Source organism: Pacificispira spongiicola, from assembly GCF_012926505.1.
Classification (GTDB): Bacteria; Pseudomonadota; Alphaproteobacteria; order UBA8366; family Aestuariispiraceae; genus Pacificispira; species Pacificispira spongiicola.
This window is the reverse complement of sequence record NZ_JABBNT010000003.1, coordinates 253318-272048: the sequence shown is the minus strand read 5'-3', so window position 1 is coordinate 272048 and position 18731 is coordinate 253318. Positions and strand designations below refer to the sequence as shown.

Annotated in this window: 18 protein-coding genes; 6 read left to right on the top strand and 12 right to left on the bottom strand. The window is 63.5% G+C overall.

Annotated elements, in window-relative coordinates; translation table 11 throughout:
• Positions 1 to 107: 107 nt before the first annotated feature.
• Positions 108 to 1154, top strand: coding sequence for a polysaccharide deacetylase family protein (locus HH303_RS10735; protein WP_169625337.1), 1047 nt, complete (start codon positions 108 to 110; stop codon positions 1152 to 1154).
• Positions 1155 to 1206: 52 nt separating this feature from the next.
• Here HH303_RS10735 and HH303_RS10730 read toward each other — a convergent pair whose 3' ends face one another.
• From HH303_RS10730 to HH303_RS10680, 11 genes are all read right to left on the bottom strand, one after another.
• Positions 1207 to 1980, bottom strand: a complete 774-nt coding sequence (locus HH303_RS10730) for a chemotaxis protein (RefSeq protein WP_169625336.1) — start codon at positions 1978 to 1980, stop codon at positions 1207 to 1209.
• A gap of 73 nt (positions 1981 to 2053) precedes the next feature.
• Positions 2054 to 3757 carry a c-type cytochrome biogenesis protein CcmI gene (gene ccmI, locus HH303_RS10725; protein WP_169625335.1) on the bottom strand — a complete coding sequence of 568 codons (1704 nt, stop codon included), beginning with the start codon at positions 3755 to 3757 and terminating at the stop codon, positions 2054 to 2056.
• Positions 3754 to 4278: a cytochrome c-type biogenesis protein gene (locus tag HH303_RS10720; protein ID WP_169625334.1), complete on the bottom strand. Its 525-nt coding sequence runs from the start codon at positions 4276 to 4278 to the stop codon at positions 3754 to 3756. The genes ccmI and HH303_RS10720 overlap by 4 nt, the downstream gene beginning before the upstream one ends.
• Positions 4275 to 4871 carry a DsbE family thiol:disulfide interchange protein gene (locus tag HH303_RS10715; RefSeq protein WP_169625333.1) on the bottom strand — a complete coding sequence of 199 codons (597 nt, stop codon included), beginning with the start codon at positions 4869 to 4871 and terminating at the stop codon, positions 4275 to 4277. Before HH303_RS10715 ends, HH303_RS10720 begins: the two co-directional genes overlap by 4 nt.
• A gap of 10 nt (positions 4872 to 4881) precedes the next feature.
• Complete coding sequence (locus tag HH303_RS10710; RefSeq protein WP_169625332.1) at positions 4882 to 6858, bottom strand: heme lyase CcmF/NrfE family subunit; 1977 nt, start codon at positions 6856 to 6858, stop codon at positions 4882 to 4884.
• A gap of 30 nt (positions 6859 to 6888) precedes the next feature.
• Positions 6889 to 7440 (bottom strand): cytochrome c maturation protein CcmE, encoded by a 552-nt coding sequence (gene ccmE / locus HH303_RS10705; RefSeq protein ID WP_169625331.1) that lies wholly within the window; start codon positions 7438 to 7440, stop codon positions 6889 to 6891.
• The gene (ccmD, locus tag HH303_RS10700; protein ID WP_169625330.1) at positions 7437 to 7691 is read right to left on the bottom strand and encodes a heme exporter protein CcmD; all 255 of its coding nucleotides are present in this window, start codon (positions 7689 to 7691) and stop codon (positions 7437 to 7439) included. Before ccmD ends, ccmE begins: the two co-directional genes overlap by 4 nt.
• 3 nt (positions 7692 to 7694) lie before the next feature.
• Entirely contained in the window at positions 7695 to 8495 is an 801-nt protein-coding gene (locus HH303_RS10695) for a heme ABC transporter permease (protein WP_169625329.1), read from the bottom strand.
• Between the two features lie 82 nt (positions 8496 to 8577).
• A complete protein-coding gene (gene ccmB, locus HH303_RS10690) occupies positions 8578 to 9246 on the bottom strand; it encodes a heme exporter protein CcmB (RefSeq protein WP_169625328.1) in 669 nt (222 codons plus the stop codon).
• Positions 9243 to 9860: a heme ABC exporter ATP-binding protein CcmA gene (gene ccmA, locus HH303_RS10685; RefSeq protein WP_169625327.1), complete on the bottom strand. Its 618-nt coding sequence runs from the start codon at positions 9858 to 9860 to the stop codon at positions 9243 to 9245. Before ccmA ends, ccmB begins: the two co-directional genes overlap by 4 nt.
• A 66-nt stretch (positions 9861 to 9926) precedes the next feature.
• Entirely contained in the window at positions 9927 to 11108 is a 1182-nt protein-coding gene (locus tag HH303_RS10680; protein ID WP_169625326.1) for an OmpA family protein, read from the bottom strand.
• Positions 11109 to 11423: 315 nt separating this feature from the next.
• Here HH303_RS10680 and ahcY point away from each other — a divergent pair, with 315 nt between their 5' ends.
• The 3 genes from ahcY to HH303_RS10665 all read left to right on the top strand — a co-directional run bounded on the left by ahcY (position 11424) and on the right by HH303_RS10665 (position 16261).
• Positions 11424 to 12713, top strand: coding sequence for an adenosylhomocysteinase (gene ahcY, locus HH303_RS10675; protein ID WP_169625325.1), 1290 nt, complete (start codon positions 11424 to 11426; stop codon positions 12711 to 12713).
• A gap of 158 nt (positions 12714 to 12871) precedes the next feature.
• Positions 12872 to 15166 (top strand): sensor histidine kinase, encoded by a 2295-nt coding sequence (locus tag HH303_RS10670; protein ID WP_169625324.1) that lies wholly within the window; start codon positions 12872 to 12874, stop codon positions 15164 to 15166.
• Positions 15167 to 15250: 84 nt separating this feature from the next.
• Complete coding sequence (locus HH303_RS10665) at positions 15251 to 16261, top strand: serine hydrolase domain-containing protein (RefSeq protein ID WP_169625323.1); 1011 nt, start codon at positions 15251 to 15253, stop codon at positions 16259 to 16261.
• Positions 16262 to 16266: 5 nt separating this feature from the next.
• Here the strand turns inward: HH303_RS10665 and HH303_RS10660 are convergent, their stop codons facing one another.
• Complete coding sequence (locus tag HH303_RS10660) at positions 16267 to 17301, bottom strand: NAD(P)/FAD-dependent oxidoreductase (RefSeq protein WP_169625322.1); 1035 nt, start codon at positions 17299 to 17301, stop codon at positions 16267 to 16269.
• 122 nt (positions 17302 to 17423) lie between these two features.
• On the opposite strand from HH303_RS10660, the gene tsaE reads away from it, so the two are divergent.
• Together tsaE and HH303_RS10650 are read left to right on the top strand one after the other, a co-directional pair.
• Entirely contained in the window at positions 17424 to 17891 is a 468-nt protein-coding gene (tsaE, locus tag HH303_RS10655) for a tRNA (adenosine(37)-N6)-threonylcarbamoyltransferase complex ATPase subunit type 1 TsaE (RefSeq protein ID WP_227421715.1), read from the top strand.
• Between the two features lie 66 nt (positions 17892 to 17957).
• Positions 17958 to 18719, top strand: coding sequence for a nucleotidyltransferase family protein (locus tag HH303_RS10650; RefSeq protein WP_227421714.1), 762 nt, complete (start codon positions 17958 to 17960; stop codon positions 18717 to 18719).
• Positions 18720 to 18731: the final 12 nt, after the last annotated feature.

Sequence of the window (18731 nt, the reverse complement as noted above, 5' to 3'; positions counted from 1 at the left end):
CCTGCAGCCCGGCTCGGGCGAATTTCGGATTGTTACAGGGCACCAACGGCAGGTACGCTGCACTGCACATCAAACCGTATGTCGGTTCATTACGGATAGAGGACACCATGACCCGTCGCAGCCTTTATCGAATGATCGCCGTGTTCCTCCTGACCGCGTCTGGGTTTGGAATGGCGGCGCATGCCCGGGCCGAACCGACCTCGGCGGTGGTTCTGATGTACCATCGCTTCGGTGAAACGGAATATCCCAGCACCAGTGTCGATATGGATCAGTTCCTGGCCCATGTCGAAGAACTGACCAACGGTGGGTACGAGGTTCTGCCGCTGCCGGAAATCGTGGCGGCGTTGAATACCGGAACCCCGTTGCCGGACCGGGCGGTGGCGATCACGGTCGATGATGCCTATGCCTCCGTTTACGAAAAAGCGTGGCCGGTGCTGAAGGAAAAGGGGCTGCCCTTCACCCTGTTTGTGGCGACCGATCCGGTGGATCGGGGTATCGAAGGCTATATGACCTGGGACAATATCCGCGAACTGTCCGATGCGGGCGTGACCATAGGCAGCCAGGCCGTGACCCATCCGCATATGCCGCGGATGAGCAGCGAACGGAACCGCACCGAACTGACCCGGTCCGCCGATATCCTGCAGGAACACCTTGGCGCGCGGCCGACCCTGTTCGCCTATCCCTATGGGGAGGCCAGCCTCGACGTCATGGGTTTGGCGAAGGAAGCGGGTTATGTCGCGGGGTTCGGACAGCATTCGGGCACGGCCAATACGACATCGGCCCTATTCTATCTGCCACGCTTCCCGATCAATGTGCATTACGGCGGCGTGGACCGGTTCAAACGTCTGGTGAATACCATGGCCCTGCCGGTATCGGGCCTGACGCCGCGCGATCCGCTGCTACCGGTTCAGGGAACCGGCAATCCGCCCGCCTTCGGCTTCACCGTCGACGGCGTCACGGAAGGGTTGGACGGGTTGAACTGCTATCATTCGGATGCCAGTTCGATCACGCAGATGGAAAAGCTGGGCAACCGGGTGGAGGTGCGTTTCGATTCCGCCTTTGCCCCCGGTCGAACGCGGATCAACTGCACCATGCCGACGCGCAACGGCCGCTGGCGCTGGTTCGGTATGCAATATTACGTGCCGCCGCAATAAGCCGGAAATCAACGAAGCCGAATCCGTCGAAAAGGTCTTAATCGAACAGGCTTTAATCGAACAGGGCGTCGATTTCGTCCTGACCGATGGACGCGTCGCCGTCCATCGCCGGGCCGTGCAGCTCTTCGCCATGGGCCGGAAGGGCTTGTTCCGTCCCGACGACACCGGCGAAGGCATTGTCGCCGCCCCAGATTTCCATCATCTTCCGGACGCGTTCATCGATGAATTCCATCGTATTCACCACCTTGGTGATGCGCTGACCGGTGATGTCCTGGAAGTTGCAGTGTTCGAAAATGCCCGTGGAATGTTCGAACAGGTCGTCGATCATGCCAAGGGCCTCATCCCCGGAAACCTGCGCCCTTAGGCGGCCGGCGACTTCCTCGATCGCCTCTGCGGCGTTGATGATGCCGTCGGTCGCGGTTTCCGTATCGCCGACCACGGCGCGCAGGGCTTCCGACGCGGAGGCCAGCTTATCCGACCCCCGATCCGCGCTGCGCAGGGATGCAATTTCCTGTTTCGTGCGCTCGATCGCGTCGGACAGTTCCTGTAGGTCCGCTTTCAGGCGTTCGGCTTCGACGATCTGCTGACGGAACACTTCGGGATCGACCCCGGATACCGGCGGTGGAGCCGCCGCAGACCCGTCGCCGCCCTTCAAGGCGCGAATATCGGCATGCATCGCCTCGATCGCGCTTCGCAATTCCGCCAGGTCGGCGCTCGGGGAAGGCGCGACGGGCGCTTTTCTCGTCGCGGGGCGCGGATTTGACGGTTCGGGAGCGCCGGAAAGCCGTTCGATTCGAAAGGGCCGGGAAGATCGGAAACTGGACATGGCGTTCCTCTTATTACCGCAAACTACGTCACAGGACTTTAGGCCCTATGGACACGAACGGCCAGATTACACGTTATTCCGTAAAGAGACGGTTAATCTCATCCGTCAAGGCCGCCCGCTCGGCGGAGCCCTCCGGCAAGGCCCCGATCGCGCGGTCGAACAGGGTGCGAGCAGCCTCCCGCTCCCCGGCGCGGTAGGTGTCGAGCCCCAGGAACCACAGCGCCTCCACATTCTCCGGATCGTGTTCCAGGACCCGGCGCATCAAGGCCACGGTCTCATCCGTCTGCCTATCCCCGGCGATCTGGCGCAACAGGCGCGCCCGGTCTATCAGCAGCCCGACATCGTCCGGGGCAAGATCGCTTGCCGTCGCATAGGCCTGCGCCGCCTCGTCCAGGCGGCCGAGCACGACATAGGACCGCCCCAACATGGTCCAGCCTTGCAGGTCGTTCGGATTCTCTTCCAGGCGCGCGGCCAGGGTGCCGACCATCCCGGCGATCATATCCCGGCGTTCGTCGTCGGTCAGGTTCTGCGCGGCCTCGACATCGGCGGAGGACGGTCCGCGCGGCACATCGGCGGCTGCCGCCGGGACGGTTAGGCCCAATTCGTCGGCCAGCGACGCCAGTTGCCGCAACGGGAACGGCGCATTCGAAAACTGCGCGGCGGCTTGATCCAGCGCCTGTTGCGCGGCTTCCGGCTCGTTAAGCACTATGCGTGCGCGGATCAGGCGCATCCAGCCGTCGAAATCGGACGGATCGTCCGCCAGACGGGCGGCCAATCCGTCGACCATGCCCCTGACCATGGCCTGCCGGTCCTCCGGCGACATGTCCTGCGCGGCAGCGATATCCGCCGTCGATGGTCCGGGCGAGGCGGCGATATCGGGCAGGCGGTCGGAAACATCGATGCCCAATTCGCCCGCGACCGCTTCGATCCGCTGACGTACCGCCGGGATCCAGGACGCGCCGGGGTCCGCCGTGTCGATCATCGCGATCCAGGCGTCCAGGGCTTCCGCATCCCGGCCGTTCTGCAAGGCGTATTCACCCAGATAGAAACGTGCGCGCGGATCGTCGGGCGCGAGGTCCAGGACATGACGGAAGACATTCGCCGCCCCGTCGTCCACCGCGCCGTCCGCCGCGAAGACCAGCGCTTCGCCATAGGCGGCGTTCAGACCGGGATCGTCGGGGATTTCCTTCAATGCCTCGACATAGGCGGCGGCGGCGTCATTGTAGCGTCCGCGCATCATTTCGGTGCGGGCCAGAAGGGTCCAGTCCTCCGCCGTGCCCTGCCCGGCCTCCAGACGCGCGCGCAGGCGGTCCGCCATGCCGTCCAGATCGCCCGTTGCCTGTTGGGCGGCGGCATCGCCTGCGGCGGCGCGTTCCAGTTCCGCACCGCGCAGGGCCAGCGGCATGTCCGGGCGCGACGGCGACCCGACATCCAGATAGATCGCGACGGCAAGGGCCAACCCGCCGATAACGCTGACCCCGGCAATCGCCCGGCCCGTCGCGCCGAATCCGCTGCGGCGGGAAGCGGCCGCGGCGCGTTTGTCGGCGGCGAGTAGGCGCCGTCCGATCTCGACCCGGCTCGCCTCCGCCTCTTCCGGTGTGATGCGGCCGCGTTCCAGGTCGGACTCGACCTCCCGCAATTGCGAGGAGAAGACCGACACGTCGTAATCCGCGGCGCTGGGCGGGGCGTTGTCGGTTTTGTCGGCGCGCAGCAACGGGCGCAGCAGGACGGCTGCCACCAGAACCGTCACGGCGGCGGAAAACACCCAAAACATCATGATGCGCGGCCCTCGTCGCCGGAAGTCCGGTTGTTTCCGTCGTCGTCACCACCCGCTTGCGACAGCAGGGTTTCGATCCGGCGGCGTTCGTCGTCGGTCAGCGTACCGCCCGCTTCCGCCATTTGGGCGCGGCGGCCGCGATACCACAGGCCGATGGATATCAGACCGATGGCCACCAGCACGAAGGGACCGGACCATAACAACACGGTTTCCAAATTCATTGGCGGCGACAACAGGACATAATCGCCATACCGCGCGGTCAGATAGTCCTTCACTTCCTGGTTCGTGTCCCCGGCCAGCAGGCGTTCGCGCACGATGATGCGCAGGTCGCGGGCCAGATCGGCGTTGGAATCGTCGATCGATTGATTTTGACAGACCAGACAGCGGATATCTTGGGAAATGACGCGGGCCCGTGCCTCCAGCGCCGGGTCGGACAGTTTTTCGTCCGGCAGTACGGCCTGGGCGGGGCCGGTCAAGGCCAGGAGGATCAGACCCGTTACAGCAGCAGTGAACCGGATCATTGCGCGCCCTCGGCAAAGGCATCCAGGCGCGGCAGGAATTCGCGTTCCAGGACCTGCGGCGTGATCGGGCCGACATATTTATAGACGACCTCGCCCTTCGGGCTGACCAGGAAGGTTTCGGGATAACCGTAAACGCCCCAGTCGATCCCGGCGCGGCCCAGCGGGTCATAGCCGATCCGGGTATAGGGATCGCCCAACTCGTTTAGCCAACGAATCGCGTCTTCCCGCTTGTCCTTGCTGTTCAGGCCATAGACGGGAATCCCGCGTTCGCGCGCCAGGGCGGAAATGATCGGGTGTTCCACCCGGCAGGGAACGCACCAGCTGGCAAAGACATTGACCAGGATCGGCTGTCCGTTTGCGCTACCGGGGCCGAAATCATCCGGACCGAAGCCCGGCTTGTCGCTTTTCAGCGGTTCCAGCACCGTCTGCGGCACCGGGTCGCCGATCAGGGCCGACGGGATCAGTTTCGGGTCCGTGCCGTACCGCAATTGATAGAAAAACGCACCCGCCAGAGCGGCGAACAGCACCAGCGGCAGGGCGGCGAACAGCCAGCGGCGGCCGGATGTCGGTTTCGGGGAGGCGGTGTCGGTCATGCTCTAACCCCTATTCCGCGGGCTGCGCTTGCGCCGGGGCGGCACTGCGGCGTGGCGCGCCGACGCGCAGGCGCCGGTCGCTCAGCGACAGGAATCCGCCCAGTACCATCAGCGTGGACCCGATCCACAGCCACGGCACCAGCGGTTTGAAATACAGCCGGACGGTATAGCGCCCGTCCCCCGCCGGATCGCCCAGCACGGCATAGAGATCGTACCACAGGGTCGATTCGATCGCGGCCTCGGTCGTGACCTGACCGTTGGAGAAGAATTTGCGGTTTTCCGCGACCAGGGTCAGCCCGGTCGGCGCGACATGGAACACGCCCTGGGTCGCCTCGTAATTCGGGCCCGGCGCGGTATGGACATCGGTCAGGACGAATTCGAACCCGGCGACCGGCACGGTCTCGCCGATGCGCACCGCCTCGATCCGTTCTTCGGTCAGCAGCGATGCGCCGGTCGCACCCGCGACGACGACCGCGACACCCAGATGCGCCGCGCTCATGCCCCAGGCGGCGCGTGGCAGATTGCCCAAGCGTCGGACGGCCTGCCCCCAGGTGACGGAGGCGGTCGGCTTCGCCTTGCGGATGATTTCGGTGACCGTCGCCGCCGCCAGCCACGCCGCGACCGCGATTCCGATCAGGGCATAGGCCGCCTTGCCCCAGACGACCAGTGCCGCCGCCGCCGTTACGGCCACGGCGAAGACGAAGGCGACGGTCAGAAGGCGCAGCACCGGCGAGAGGTCGGCCCGCTTCCACGGCAGGAAGGGCCCGACGCCCAGCGCCACGAACAGCGGCACCATGATCGGCACGAAGGTCGCGTTGAAGAAGGGCGGGCCGACGGAAATCTTGTCGCCCGTCACGATTTCCAGCAGCAGCGGATACAGTGTGCCCAGCAGCACCGTCGCAGACGCCGTGGTCAGCAGTAGATTGTTCAGCACCAACGCGCCTTCCCGGCTGATCGGCCGAAACAAGCCGCCGCCCGCCAGGGACGGTGCGCGCCAGGCATAGAGCGCGAAGGACCCGCCGATCGATACGCAGAGCAGCAGCAGGATGAAGACACCGCGTTCCGGGTCGCTGGCGAAGGCGTGGACGGAGGTGAGAACCCCCGATCGCACCAGGAAGGTGCCGATGAGGCTGAGCGAGAAACCGATGATCGCCAACAGGATGGTCCAGCTTTTCAGCGTATCGCGTTTTTCCACGACGATGGCGGAATGCAGCAGGGCCGTGGCGACCAGCCAGGGCATGAAACTGGCGTTTTCCACCGGGTCCCAATACCAGAAGCCGCCCCAGCCCAATTCGTAATAGGCCCACCAACTACCCAGCGCGATCCCCGCCGTCAGGAAGGCCCAGGCCAGCAGGGTCCAGGGCCGCACCCAGCGTGCCCAGGCGGCATCCACCTTGCCTTCGATCAGCGCGGCGCAGGCGAAGGAAAAGACGATGGATAGCCCGACATAGCCGACATAAAGCATCGGCGGGTGGAAGGCCAAGCCGGGGTCCTGCAGCAGCGGGTTCAGATCGTTGCCTTCCAGCGGCGCCGGGAACAGGCGGTCAAACGGATTCGACGTGAACAGCATGAACAGCAGGAAGCCCGACGCGATCAGCCCCTGAATTGCCAGCGTGCGGGCCTTCAGACCCGGCGGCAGGTTTCGCCCGAAGACGGCGACCAGACTGCCGAACAGCGCCATGACGCTGACCCACAGTAGAAGGGATCCTTCGTGGTTTCCCCAGACGCCGGAAATCTTGTAGAGCATCGGCTTCAGCGAATGCGAATTGGCGGCGACGTTCAGGACGGAAAAGTCGGAGGTGACATAGGCCTGCATCAGCGCCAGGAAGGCGAACAGCAGCAGGCCGAACTGCGTCAACGCTGCCGACGGTGCGACGGCCATCCAACGCCGGTCGCCGCGCGCGGCCCCGACCATCGGCACGATCGCCTGGATCAGCGCGACGCCAAGCGCGAGGGCAAGTGCGTAATGTCCGAGTTCCGCCATCATGACCGGCTATCTTCCTTAAGTAAGGCTGTTTTACAGTGCCTTGCAGGGGTCGGTCGTGCCCGCACCCGTGACCGTTTTGGCCCCGCCGTCGGGCTCGCCTTCCTGCCAGGTGCCGGCGCGTTTCATCGCCTCCACCGCTTCCGTTGGCATATAGGTTTCGTCATGCTTCGCCAGGACTTCCTCGGCGATGAAGACATTCTGCATATCCAACCGGCCCAGCGCGACGACGCCCTGCCCGTCGCGGAACAGGCTGGGCAGCAATCCTTCATAGGTCACGCGCACGGATGCCGCGCCGTCGGTCACGGTGAATTCACGCGTCACGCCGTCGCCCAGAATCCGGCAGCTACCGATTTCGACCAGCCCGCCGATGCGGAATTTCGCGCCGTCCGGCACCTTGCCGTCGGCGACTTCCGTCGGGCCGAAGAAATAGTTCACATTTTCGCGCAGGGCGAACAGCGACAGCACGACCGCCGCGCCCAGGAAGACCAGACCGCCCAGGACCAGGAACAGACGCGTGCGTTTGCGCCGCGCGGCGGGAGAACGGCGGCGTCCTGACGAACGGTTGTCGCCCAGTGCTGTCATGCGTTTTCCTCCTCCCCGCTGGGTGTCCGGCTTTTTCCCGAACCTTGTTCTTTATCGTGCCGACGGGGTTCTTTGTCACGACGACGAGCCCGGCCGCCCTGCAACAGGGACAATTCGCGCTGCCGCCGTTTCCAAACCAGGATCGACTGAACCGTCAACAGGGCCAGCAGCCCGAAGCAAATCCCGTAGGAAGGCCAGACATAGGAAGCGTAGCCGCCCATTGAAAGGAAGGCGTCGAAACTATCGAACATCGCCTAAACCTCCTCCGGCGCGGGCCGGAAACCGGCGCGCAAGGCCCGCAAGCGAACGGACGCCCATTCCCCGCGCAGGCGCAGCACCAGCAAAATCAGGAAAAACAGCGAAAAAGCGCCGAACATCAGCATCAACGGCAACAGCATTTCCGGGGCAAGCGCGGACCCCTGCTCGGCGGCGGCGGCGGCGATATCCGGCTGGTTGACACTTTTTGCCGCATCCCCCGATCCACCCATCAAATCGCCGAACAAGGTCGACTGCTGATGCAGCGTGTTGAAGAAATAGACGGAGAATTTGATGATCGGAATATTGACGATTCCGACCACGGCCAGGATCGCGGCGGGCTTGTCGCCGCGCGCCGGATCGTCGAAGGCGTTGGCCAGCGCCAAATAGCCGAAAAACAGGAATTGCAGGATCAGCATGGAGGTCAGGCGCGCGTCCCAGACCCAATAGGTGCCCCAGGTCGGCTTGCCCCACAGCGACCCGGTCACCAGACAGACGAAACAGAACACCGCACCGACCGGGGCCGCGGACCGGGCGATCAGGTCGCCCAAGGGATGTTTCCAGATCAGAAAGCTGGCGCTGCCCAGCGCCATGACGACATAGGCCGCCTGCGCCAGAAAGGCCGTCGGGACGTGGATATACATGACCCGAACCGTCTCCGACTGCTGAAAATCCGCCGGGGACTGGTACAGACCGTAATAGAGACCGGCGGCGAAGAGCGGCAGACAGAGCGCGATCATCCAGGGCAGCAGCGCGTCCGCCACGCGCATGAACCGGCTTGGATTGGCGAAACGATGCATACGTATCGTGTTCCTGCTATCTATTGCGGGACTGTGTTACACGTTCAGGGCGGTTATCGCATCCCGAAAAATTGGAATCCCTCTAACCCTCGACACCATGTCGCACCGCCGCGGCGGCGGCCAGCGGGGCCAACGGTATCGCCGCCGCCAGGATCGCCGCCAAATACAGGAAATGCGCCCGCGCGTCGAATCCGGTCAAGACGGCGTCGACCGCCGTCACGCCGAAAATCAGGATCGGGATATACAGCGGCAGTACCAGCAGCGCGATCAAAAGGCCCGCGCGCCGCGCCCCCAGTGTCAATCCAGCCCCCACAGCGCCGATCAGGCTCAAGGTCGGCGTGCCCAGCGCCAAGCCGACCAACAGCGTGACATAGCCGTCGGGCGGCAGGTTCAACAGGATGCCGATGACAGGCGCGACGGCGATCAACGGCAGGCCGGTGGTCAGCCAATGGGCGGCGACCTTCGCCAATATGGTGATGCTGAGCGGGACCGGCGCGAGCGCGAGCTGTTCCAGGCTGCCGTCGGCGAGATCCTGTTGAAACAGCCGATCGAGGGACAGCATCACGGCCAGCAGCGCCAGGACCCAAATCACGCCGGGCGCGATGCGGGCCAGGATTTCCGGCGATGGGCCGACACCGAAGGGAAACAGCGACGCGGCGATGACGAAGAAACCCAGCACCAGGGCCAGATCGGCGCTTTGGCGCAGGGCGAGCCGCAAATCGCGTGTCAGGACGGCTAGGAAGGCGGTCATGCCGCCTCTCCCGCCCGGTCAACGGCGCGACCGGGCGCGAAATCGCCCAGATCCAGGGTCTGCGCGCCCGGCAGCGCGAATTCGATATGGGTGGACAGGACGACGATACCGCCCGCGGCGCGATGAGCGGCGACCAGGGATTCGACCCGTTTCACGGCGGCGGTGTCCAGACCGACCGTCGGTTCGTCCATCAGCCAGATTTCCGCGCCCTGGACCAGCAAACGCCCCAGGGTCAGACGCCGCCGCTGTCCGGACGACAGCAAACGTCCCTGGATCGGGGCCAGATCGGTCAGGGCCAATTGGTCCAGGGCCGCATCGACGTCCGACGCGTCCGCGCCATAGAGGGCGGCCCAGAAGTCGAGACTTTCCCGGACGGTCAGCGTTGGCTTGACCGGATCGTGATGGCCGATATAGGCGGCTGTTCCGTCCAGATCGACGGACCCGTCGAAAGGTTCCAGCAAGCCCGCCAAGACACGCATCAGACTGGATTTGCCGCTGCCGTTCGGGCCGGTCAGCAACAGGGCGCCGCCCCCGGCCAAGTCGAAACCGAGATCTTCGAATACCAGCCGCGCCCCGCGCAGACAGGTCAGATGGGACGCCGCCAGTCGTGTCATGAGGAAAGTCCTGCGCGGAACGGTCTCGTCCGTCAAGCCCGCACCCCCGACCGGGGCGCGCGAGGCTTATTCGAGAACGATTTCCACGCGACGGTTCTTGGGTTCGCGCACCCCGTCCTGGGTATCAACCAGCGGCTCGCTTTCGCCGCGCGCGAAGGTCACGATCCCCGACACGGGCTGACCCAGTTGGATCAGCATTTCCTGAACCCGGTCCGCGCGTTTCTGCGACAGCGTCATATTGTAACCGTCAGGCCCCGACGTGTCGGTATGCCCCGTCAGAATGATGCGCGCGACCTTACCCTGTTCGGCGTAACCGGCGGCCTGCCGCAGGATGGCTTCCGTCGCGGGCGTCAGGTCCGACTTGTCCCAGTCGAAATAGACGATGAAGTTCCGCGTGATCTCCGGTTCCGCGGGCGGCGGCGGAGGGGGCGGCGGAGGCGGAGGTGGCGGCGGCGTTTCGGCAACCTGTTCCGGTTCGGCCGCGACCATCGGTGCCGGTTCCGGTTCGACGACGGACTGCGCGGGCATGGGTTCCGGCTCTTCTTCCATCCGCGGATTGCGCGTCGGGAAGGAATAGCGCAGGCCTACCGTCACCAAGTGATCGTATAATTCCGAGCGTGTCCGGACGCCGTTTGCGGTATCGGCCTCGACTTCCGGCACGGCCAGGAAGTTGTACTGGCCGGTCAATTCGACGCCGCGCGACAGCTCAAAGGAAACGCCCGCGATCGCCTGGACGGCCAAATTCGGATCGGCGGTGCTGTTCAACGACGTGGCGCCCGCGCCGGATGTGATCGGTGAGACACCGTCGAAATCCAGCATTGCGACACCGGCACCGACCCCAAGATACGGGGTTGCGTTGGTTCCGGTGTCGAAATCGTACAGGCCGTTGACGATGAGCGTCCAGGTATCAACTTCGCCGTTACCCGCGCCGCCGCTCAATCCGCCGACTTCCGTATTGCGATAGCCGCCTTCCAGTTCGGTGCGCCAACCGCCCTTAAACTTGTAACCGCCGGTAACCAGCGCGCCGGGTCCGGGATCGGTTTCGATCGTCTGGTTGGTATGCGGAACGTCCAGGTCCTGATCGTGCGACAAGTTGTAGCCCGCGCCGACGCCGATGTAATAGGCCGGCTCCCGCGCCTGGGCCGTTTCGCTGGTCGCGCCGAAGATACCGCCGCCGACGGCAAGGCCCATGCCGGCCATACCGGCAAGTCCTAAAATCGATACGCTGGTCGTTAGAAGGCGTTTCATATCCGCCCCTCAAAAATTTGTTAATTCGCGAGGCACACAACATACGGCGTTGAGTCGCCTCGAACCCAATCTCCATACTATTTGTGGTGATTTGCGCTTTATGTCGATAGTAAATTCGATGGTATACGCAAGTTCTTGTAGGAAAATCATCCGAAAAGAGGGCGGCTTTTCCTGTTTTGACATCAGCCGGGACCTTGTCGCCTGCGGTCGTGCCTGCTATATGCCCGCACGATATCGCGATCATGGCCGCCTGACGGCCGCCGGCGCCCGAAGCAGGCGCAAAACCGTACGGAACAGCACCGAAAAGGAACGACAATGGCCGAAGACTTCAAAGTCAAAGACATCTCTTTGGCGGATTGGGGCCGCAAGGAAATCGAACTCGCCGAAATCGAAATGCCCGGCCTGATGGCCCTGCGCGACGAATACGGCGCCAGCCAGCCCCTGAAGGGCGCGCGCATCGCGGGCTGCCTGCACATGACGATTCAGACGGCGGTGCTGATCGAAACGCTGACGGCACTGGGCGCGGAAGTTCGCTGGTCGTCCTGCAACATCTTCTCCACCCAGGATCAGGCCGCTGCCGCCATCGCGGCGACGGGCGTGCCGGTATTCGCCTGGAAGGGCATGTCGGAAGAAGAATTCTGGTGGGCGATCGACCAGACGATCGAAGGTCCGAACGGCTGGGTCCCGAACATGATCCTGGACGACGGCGGCGATCTGACGGTGCGCATGCACGAAAACCGTCCGGAACTGCTGGATGCCGTGCGTGGCCTGTCGGAAGAAACCACGACCGGCGTGCACCGCCTGTATGAAATGGCGAAGAAGGGCACGCTGAAAGTTCCGGCGATCAACGTGAACGACAGCGTCACCAAGTCGAAATTCGACAACAAGTATGGCTGCCGCGAAAGCCTGGTCGACGCCATCCGCCGCGCCACCGACGTCATGATGGCCGGTAAGGTCGCAGTCGTCGCCGGGTTCGGCGATGTCGGCAAGGGGTCGGCGGAAAGCCTGCGCAATTCCGGTTGCCGCGTCATGGTGACGGAAGCCGACCCGATCTGCGCGCTGCAGGCCGCGATGGAAGGTTATGAAGTCGTCACGATGGAAGACGCCGCGCCGCGCGGCGACATTTTCGTCACCTGCACCGGCAATGTCGACGTCATCACGCTGGACCATATGCGTGCGATGAAAGACCGCGCCATCGTCTGCAACATCGGTCACTTCGACAGCGAAATTCAGATCGGTGCCCTGCGCAATTACAAGTGGGACAATGTGAAGCCGCAGGTCGATCTGGTCGAATTCCCGGACGGCAAGAAGCTGATCGTGCTGGCCGAAGGCCGTCTCGTGAACCTGGGTTGCGCCACCGGCCACCCCAGCTTCGTGATGAGCGCGTCCTTCTCCAACCAGGTTCTGGCGCAGATCGAGCTTTGGAATCACGCCGAAAACTACGACAATCAGGTCTATGTCCTGCCGAAGCATTTGGATGAAAAGGTTGCGGCCCTGCATCTTGCGAAGGTCGGCGCCATGCTGACCAAACTGTCCAAGGAGCAGGCCGACTATATCGGCGTCGCGGTGGAAGGTCCGTTCAAGCCGGAAACCTATCGCTACTGATCCTGCCGAACCGTCTCGTTTGACGGTTCGAAGAATTGGGGCGGCCTCGCATCTTCTTGCGGGGCCGCCCTTTTCGTTTTTGCCCGAATGGACGTATCCTGCCGCTACTCCGTCCAGTCCGACGCATTCCGTCGGGCACGGGGGTGTGGGGGACGAGGATGGAATTCGAGGGTATCCTACTGATCGGTGTTTTGGCGGCCTTTGCCGGGGCGATGCCAATCATCCTGTATTTCCGCCACCGGCTGAAGCGGGAGGAAGCCCGGACCGACGCGGCCAAGGCCCTGATGCTGGAAGGGCCGATCGGCATGATCCGGCAGACGGAAACCGGTTGGGAGGCGAATACCCTTGCCCAACGCCTGCTATTCTCTCGCCCGATCGACATCGTGACGGACGCTGACCTGATCGGCATCGTCGCGCCCAGCCTGCGCGACGCCTTCCGGGAGTCCCTGTCGGCCCTGACCGGGGAGGGGCGGGATTTCGACCTGACGGTCGATACGTATTCGGATGTCCGGGTGATCGCGGTGTCGGGACGCACGATTGCCGGACGGGCGGTCCTGTGGCTGCGCGATGAAAGCGCGTCGGCGTGGCTCGCCGAACAATATTCCGAACGCGAAACGGAATTGGGCGAATTGCGCGCCGTGGTTGACGCCCTGCCGCTGCCCGTCTGGTGGCGGGACGCCAAAACGCTGGCGTTGAAAGGGAACAATTCCGCCTATCGTCTGATGATCGGGTCGTCGGAAGGCGGCGATGAGGGTCTGACATCGGCCAAACGGACGATGACCGACCGCAGCAAGGATTTGGCGCGCCTGGTCGCCCGCACCGGCATGGCCCAGACCGAAAGCCGCCACGCGGTGATCGAGGGGAACCGGCTGGCGCTGGATATCACCGAATCCCCGTTGGAAAAATATCCGGGGCTGCTGGTCGGCCATGCACGGGACATGACGCCGCTGGAAACCCTGCAGATGACATTGGCGGAGCATATCTCGATCCAGGATCAGGTGCTGGAACGGCTGAATTCGGCCATCGTCATCTTCGGCCCGGACAAGCGTTTGATGTTCTTCAACCGCGCCTATGCGGATCTATGGCGTATGCCGCCCGATTTCCTTGAGGACCAACCGGCGATCGGGACCTTGTTGGAATATCAGCGTGAATTGCGTCTGCTGCCTGAAACGTCGGACTTTCCGGCCTTCAAGCGCGGCATGGAACGCCGCTTCACGGATTTGATCGAGGCGAAGGACGACCTGCTGCATCTGCCGGATGGCCGGACGTTACAGGCGATCTGCTCGCCGCATCCGCTGGGCGGGCTGATCTTTCAGTATGAGGACGTGACCGACCGGCTGGCGCTGGAAAGTTCCCATAACACGCTGTCGGCGGTGCAGCGGTCGACGCTGAACTCCCTATTCGAAGGGGTCTGCGTTTTCGGCCGGGACGGGCGGCTGAAGCTGTTCAACAATGTCTATGCCGATCTGTTCAATCTGAACCCGTCCTGGTTGGCGACGGAACCGCATGTGTCGGAGGTGACGGAGGCCGCACGGCCCGTCCTGCCGGAAACCGACGATTGGCCGACCTTGAAGCGTCGTTTGGTTCATTCCGTTTCCGAACCGAAAATCCGGCATGGGCGGATGAATTTGGCGAATGACCGGGTTATCGACTACGCTTATGTGCCGTTGCCGGACAGTCAGTGTCTGGTGCTCTATTTCGACGTGACCGATTCCACCCGGGTCGAAGCGGCCTTGCGCGAACGAAATCGGGCACTGGAAAACGCGGACCTGTTGAAAAGCCGGTTCGTCGCCAACGTGTCCTACGAATTGCGCACGCCCTTGAACGCGATCCTGGGCTTCACCGAACTGATGCAGATCGGCCGGTTCGGACCGTTGTCGGACAGTCAGGCGTCTTGTGTCGCCGATATCTTTTCCGCCGCGCAATCCCTGTCGGAATTGATCGGCGACATTCTCGACCTTGCGGCGGTACAGGCGGGATTCATGGAAATCGACAACCAACCGGTCGATATCGCCGAATCGCTCTTGGAGGCCGTTGAGGCGATGGGCCGCCGCAAACCGCTGCCCAGCAGCATTCGCCTGGGCCGCCCGGATGGGAAGGTCGGCGTTTCTGCGGATCCGCGCCGCCTGATCCAGGCCCTGCGCAACATGCTGGTCGACGGCATGCACTACGCGCCGAACGGGTCCGAAATCGACGTAGAGCTTAGTGGGGCGGATACGGACGGTCGGGTCACACTGAAGATTACGGTACCGAAACGGCGCCCCGACGATCCGCCATGGAGCGACCGTTTGCTAGGCAATCAAAGTATCCCCGACATTGATTCCGGCCTCGCCAATTCCACCGATGTCGGCATCACGCTTGCGCGGTCCCTGCTGGCCGTACAGGATGTCGATGTCCGTCCGGGGAACGAACCGGACAGCCTGATCTGCACCTTCGCGAAGGCGGATGTTTAAGCTATGATAACACTGAAACGGCGCTGGCCTTTCGGCAGTGCAACCCTTGTGATTCTTGCAGCGTTGACGGTGATGACACCCGCGATGAAATCCGAGGCAGACACCCTGAATGCCGCCCTGCAGGACGCCTTCGATACCGGTAAGGTGCCGGGTCTGCATGGCACGATCGTCGATCTCGGCGACCAGCGTCTGGCAGAGGTCTATTTCCCGGGCGAGGACGAGCGCTGGGGCGTCGCGTTGGGGAACCGGCAGCACGGGCCGGATACATTGCACGACCTGCGGTCGGTCACGAAGTCCGTCGTCGGTCTGCTCTATGGTATCGCGCTGGCCGATGGGCTGGTCCCGCCGCCCGACGCGCCGCTTTATGCGCAGTTCCCGGATTATGCGGATCTTCGCGACGGGCCGGATCGGGACCGCATTCTCGTGTCTCATGCGCTGTCCATGCAGATGGGCCTCGAATGGAATGAAGACCTTCCCTATACCGGCCCGGAAAACAGCGAAGTCGCCATGGAAATGGCGCCGGACCGCTATCGATATGTGTTGGAACAGCCGATCCGCGAAGCGCCCGGGAAATCTTGGATATACAGCGGCGGCGCGGTGGCCCTGATCGGGAAGCTGTTGGCGGACGGCACCGGCATGCCGCTTGAGGCCTTCGCGAAGCAACGGCTGTTCGACCCGCTGGGCATTGTCGATTTCGACTGGATCAAGGGCGCGGACGGCATTGCCTCCGCCGCGTCCGGTTTGCGCCTGACCTTGCCCGATCTTGCGAAGATCGGCCGGATGGTCGCCCAGGACGGCCAATATGACGGGCGTCAGGTCGTGCCGTCGGACTGGCTGCGGCAATCGTTCCAATCGCGTGCCGCGATCAATGACGAAGTTCGCTACGGATATCTTTGGTACATGGTCGGCCCGGAAGACGCGCCGGTCGTCGTCGCCGTCGGGAATGGCGGCCAGCGGTTGACGGTCCAGCCGACGGTCGATCTGGTCGTCGCGTCCTTTGCCGGGCGCTACAATGACCCGGACGCTTGGCTGACCTCGCTGAAGGTCGTCCTCGATTATGCGGTGCCGGAGGCGAAGCGGCTGCTCGGCAAATAGGCGGACTATTTTTCGCCGGGCACGCCCTTGGTCGTCGAATATTCGAAATGCAACGCCTCGTCCGGATAGACGATGCCGTGGATTTTATGGGCGGCGGCGGCGGCATCCGCGAATCCTTGCAGGATCAGCTTCAGTTTGCCCTCGTATTGCGCCACATCGCCGATGGCGAAGACGCCCGGCAACGGCGTTTCGCAGGTTGCCCGGTCCACCGGGATCGTGTGCTTGTCGACCGGGAAGCCCCAGTTTTCGATAGGCCCCAGCTTCGCCGCCAAGCCGAAGAAGGGCAGCAGGATATCGGCGTCCAGGACGCGTTCGTTGCCGTCCAAATCCTTCACGCGCACGGCGGTCAGTTTTCCGTCCGCGCCGTCCAGCCCGCTCAACTGGCAGGGCGTGACCAGCTCCAGCTTGCCCGCCGCGACCCAGGCGGCCATGCGGTCGACCATGTCCGGCGCGGCGCGGAACTTGTCGCGGCGATGCACGACATAGACCTTGTCCGCGACTTCCGGCAGCGACACCGCCCAGTCGACGGCGGAATCGCCGCCGCCCGCAATGACGATGCGCTTGCCCCGAAAATCCTCCCGCCGCTTCACCATGTAGAAAACGGAACGGCCTTCATAATCCGCCAATCCGTCCAGCGGCGGTCGGTTCGGACCGAAAGCCCCGCCGCCCGCGGCGATCACCACGGCCTTGCATCGGATTTGCGTGCCGGTTGACGTTTCGATATCGAAACCACCGTCCGGGCGCGGGGTCAGGCCGGTGACCTGTTGATTCAGGTGATAGGTCGGATGGAAGGGGGCGGCCTGCGTCTCCAGATTCTCGATCAGCGCGGCGCCGTCGATACGGGGATGGGCCGGAATGTCGAAAATCGGCTTTTCGGGATACAGCGCCGTGCATTGGCCGCCCACTTCTTCCAGCGAATCCACGATGTGGCAGCAGATTTTCAGCATGCCCAACTGGAAGATGGCGAACAGGCCGATCGGCCCGGCGCCGACGATCACGACATCCGTGTCGATGGGGGCGGTCGAGGAAGCGTCGGTCATGGGGATCGGTCCTGTAGTCACGAATACGGTTGCTTGGGTTTGGCGCGGACGGGTGATATGAGAAGCGGGAACCCCGCGCGTCAAGCGCTTGCGCCGAATTTTTCCGGGAAAAGTCCGACCCGATGACAGTGACGGAGCTTTCCATCGACCTGCCGGACCCGGCCGCGACCGACCGCCTGGGCGCGGCGATCGGTCATGCCTTGCGCATGGGCGACGTGGTCGCGCTCCACGGCGATCTGGGCGCGGGCAAAAGCGCCCTGTCCCGCGCCGCGATCCGCGCCCGCCTGGGCGATCTGGAGGCGGAGGTACCCAGCCCGACCTTTACTTTGATCCAGACTTACGAGACCTACGACCTGGAAATCTGGCATGTCGATTTGTATCGCCTCGACTCATCGGCGGATGCGTTCGAGCTGGGGCTGGATGAGGCATTTGCCATGGCGGCCTGCCTGATCGAATGGCCGGAAAGATTGGGGGGGGACCTGCCCGCCGACGCGCTGCGCATCGATATCGCGCATAATGGCGACGGACGCCGTGCCACGGTTCGGATTCCAAAGTCCTGGCGGGATCGGACACGGATATTTAACCTTTAGGACAGTTGATCGCATCCGCGAACCGCCCCACTTATCCAACGATCTTAAGTGAGGAAACATTCGATAATGTCCAAGAATGATATGCCCGCCGCCATCAAGGCAGCCCCGCTCAAAACCGCCATGGTGCTGGCCGCCGGGATGGGCAACCGCATGCGCCCGCTGACCGACACGACGCCGAAGCCGTTGATCCCCATGCTGGGGCGTCCCTTGATCGATTGGACCTTCGACCGGCTGCGCGCGGGGGGGATTACCGATTTCGTCGTCAACAGCCACTATCTGGGCGACCAGATCGCGGAGCATTTCAAGGATATGCCCGACGTCACCCTGTCGCCGGAGGCGGATCTGCTGGAAACCGGCGGTGGGGTCAAGAATGCGTTGCCCCTGTTGGGGGCGGAGCCGTTTTTCGTCGCCAATGCGGATATGGTCTGGCTGGACGGGCCGACGCCCGCGGTCAATCGGTTGCGCAACGCCTTCGACCCGGACCGGATGGATATTCTGTTGCTGCTGCATCCGGTTGCGGCGGCCTGGGGCGATTACAACGGGGCGGGCGATTACAGCCTGGATGCCGACGGTCGTGCCACGCGCCGCGCCGAAGGTCGCGTCGTGCCGTTGATGTATGCCGGCGTGTCGATCATGAAACCGGAAGTGTACGCGGATGCGCCGGACGGCCCGTTTTCCAATCTGGTGATCTTCGACAAGGCGCAGGAAGAAGGCCGCCTGTTCGGTCTCGTCCATGATGGGGAATGGTACCATATCGGCACGCCGCAGGCCCTGTCGGACTGCGCCCATGCCATTGAACGCGGTTGGACCCACGCGCAGACCAGATAAGACGATTCCCGC

Bases quoted from the DNA above. Each gene is read 5' to 3' on its own strand.
- HH303_RS10665 (WP_169625323.1), top strand. From the start codon at position 15,251: ATGAAATCCGAGGCAGACACCCTGAATGCCGCCCTGCAGGACGCCTTC.
- ccmE (WP_169625331.1), bottom strand. From the start codon at position 7,440: ATGACAGCACTGGGCGACAACCGTTCGTCAGGACGCCGCCGTTCTCCC.
- HH303_RS10670 (WP_169625324.1), top strand. From the start codon at position 12,872: ATGGAATTCGAGGGTATCCTACTGATCGGTGTTTTGGCGGCCTTTGCC.
- HH303_RS10695 (WP_169625329.1), bottom strand. From the start codon at position 8,495: ATGCATCGTTTCGCCAATCCAAGCCGGTTCATGCGCGTGGCGGACGCG.
- HH303_RS10715 (WP_169625333.1), bottom strand. From the start codon at position 4,871: ATGACCGACACCGCCTCCCCGAAACCGACATCCGGCCGCCGCTGGCTG.
- ahcY (WP_169625325.1), top strand. From the start codon at position 11,424: ATGGCCGAAGACTTCAAAGTCAAAGACATCTCTTTGGCGGATTGGGGC.
- tsaE (WP_227421715.1), top strand. From the start codon at position 17,424: ATGACAGTGACGGAGCTTTCCATCGACCTGCCGGACCCGGCCGCGACC.
- ccmI (WP_169625335.1), bottom strand. From the start codon at position 3,757: ATGATGTTTTGGGTGTTTTCCGCCGCCGTGACGGTTCTGGTGGCAGCC.
- HH303_RS10720 (WP_169625334.1), bottom strand. From the start codon at position 4,278: ATGATCCGGTTCACTGCTGCTGTAACGGGTCTGATCCTCCTGGCCTTG.
- ccmB (WP_169625328.1), bottom strand. From the start codon at position 9,246: ATGACCGCCTTCCTAGCCGTCCTGACACGCGATTTGCGGCTCGCCCTG.
- HH303_RS10710 (WP_169625332.1), bottom strand. From the start codon at position 6,858: ATGATGGCGGAACTCGGACATTACGCACTTGCCCTCGCGCTTGGCGTC.
- ccmA (WP_169625327.1), bottom strand. From the start codon at position 9,860: ATGACACGACTGGCGGCGTCCCATCTGACCTGTCTGCGCGGGGCGCGG.
- HH303_RS10730 (WP_169625336.1), bottom strand. From the start codon at position 1,980: ATGTCCAGTTTCCGATCTTCCCGGCCCTTTCGAATCGAACGGCTTTCC.
- ccmD (WP_169625330.1), bottom strand. From the start codon at position 7,691: ATGTTCGATAGTTTCGACGCCTTCCTTTCAATGGGCGGCTACGCTTCC.
- HH303_RS10660 (WP_169625322.1), bottom strand. From the start codon at position 17,301: ATGACCGACGCTTCCTCGACCGCCCCCATCGACACGGATGTCGTGATC.
- HH303_RS10680 (WP_169625326.1), bottom strand. From the start codon at position 11,108: ATGAAACGCCTTCTAACGACCAGCGTATCGATTTTAGGACTTGCCGGT.
- HH303_RS10735 (WP_169625337.1), top strand. From the start codon at position 108: ATGACCCGTCGCAGCCTTTATCGAATGATCGCCGTGTTCCTCCTGACC.
- HH303_RS10650 (WP_227421714.1), top strand. From the start codon at position 17,958: ATGTCCAAGAATGATATGCCCGCCGCCATCAAGGCAGCCCCGCTCAAA.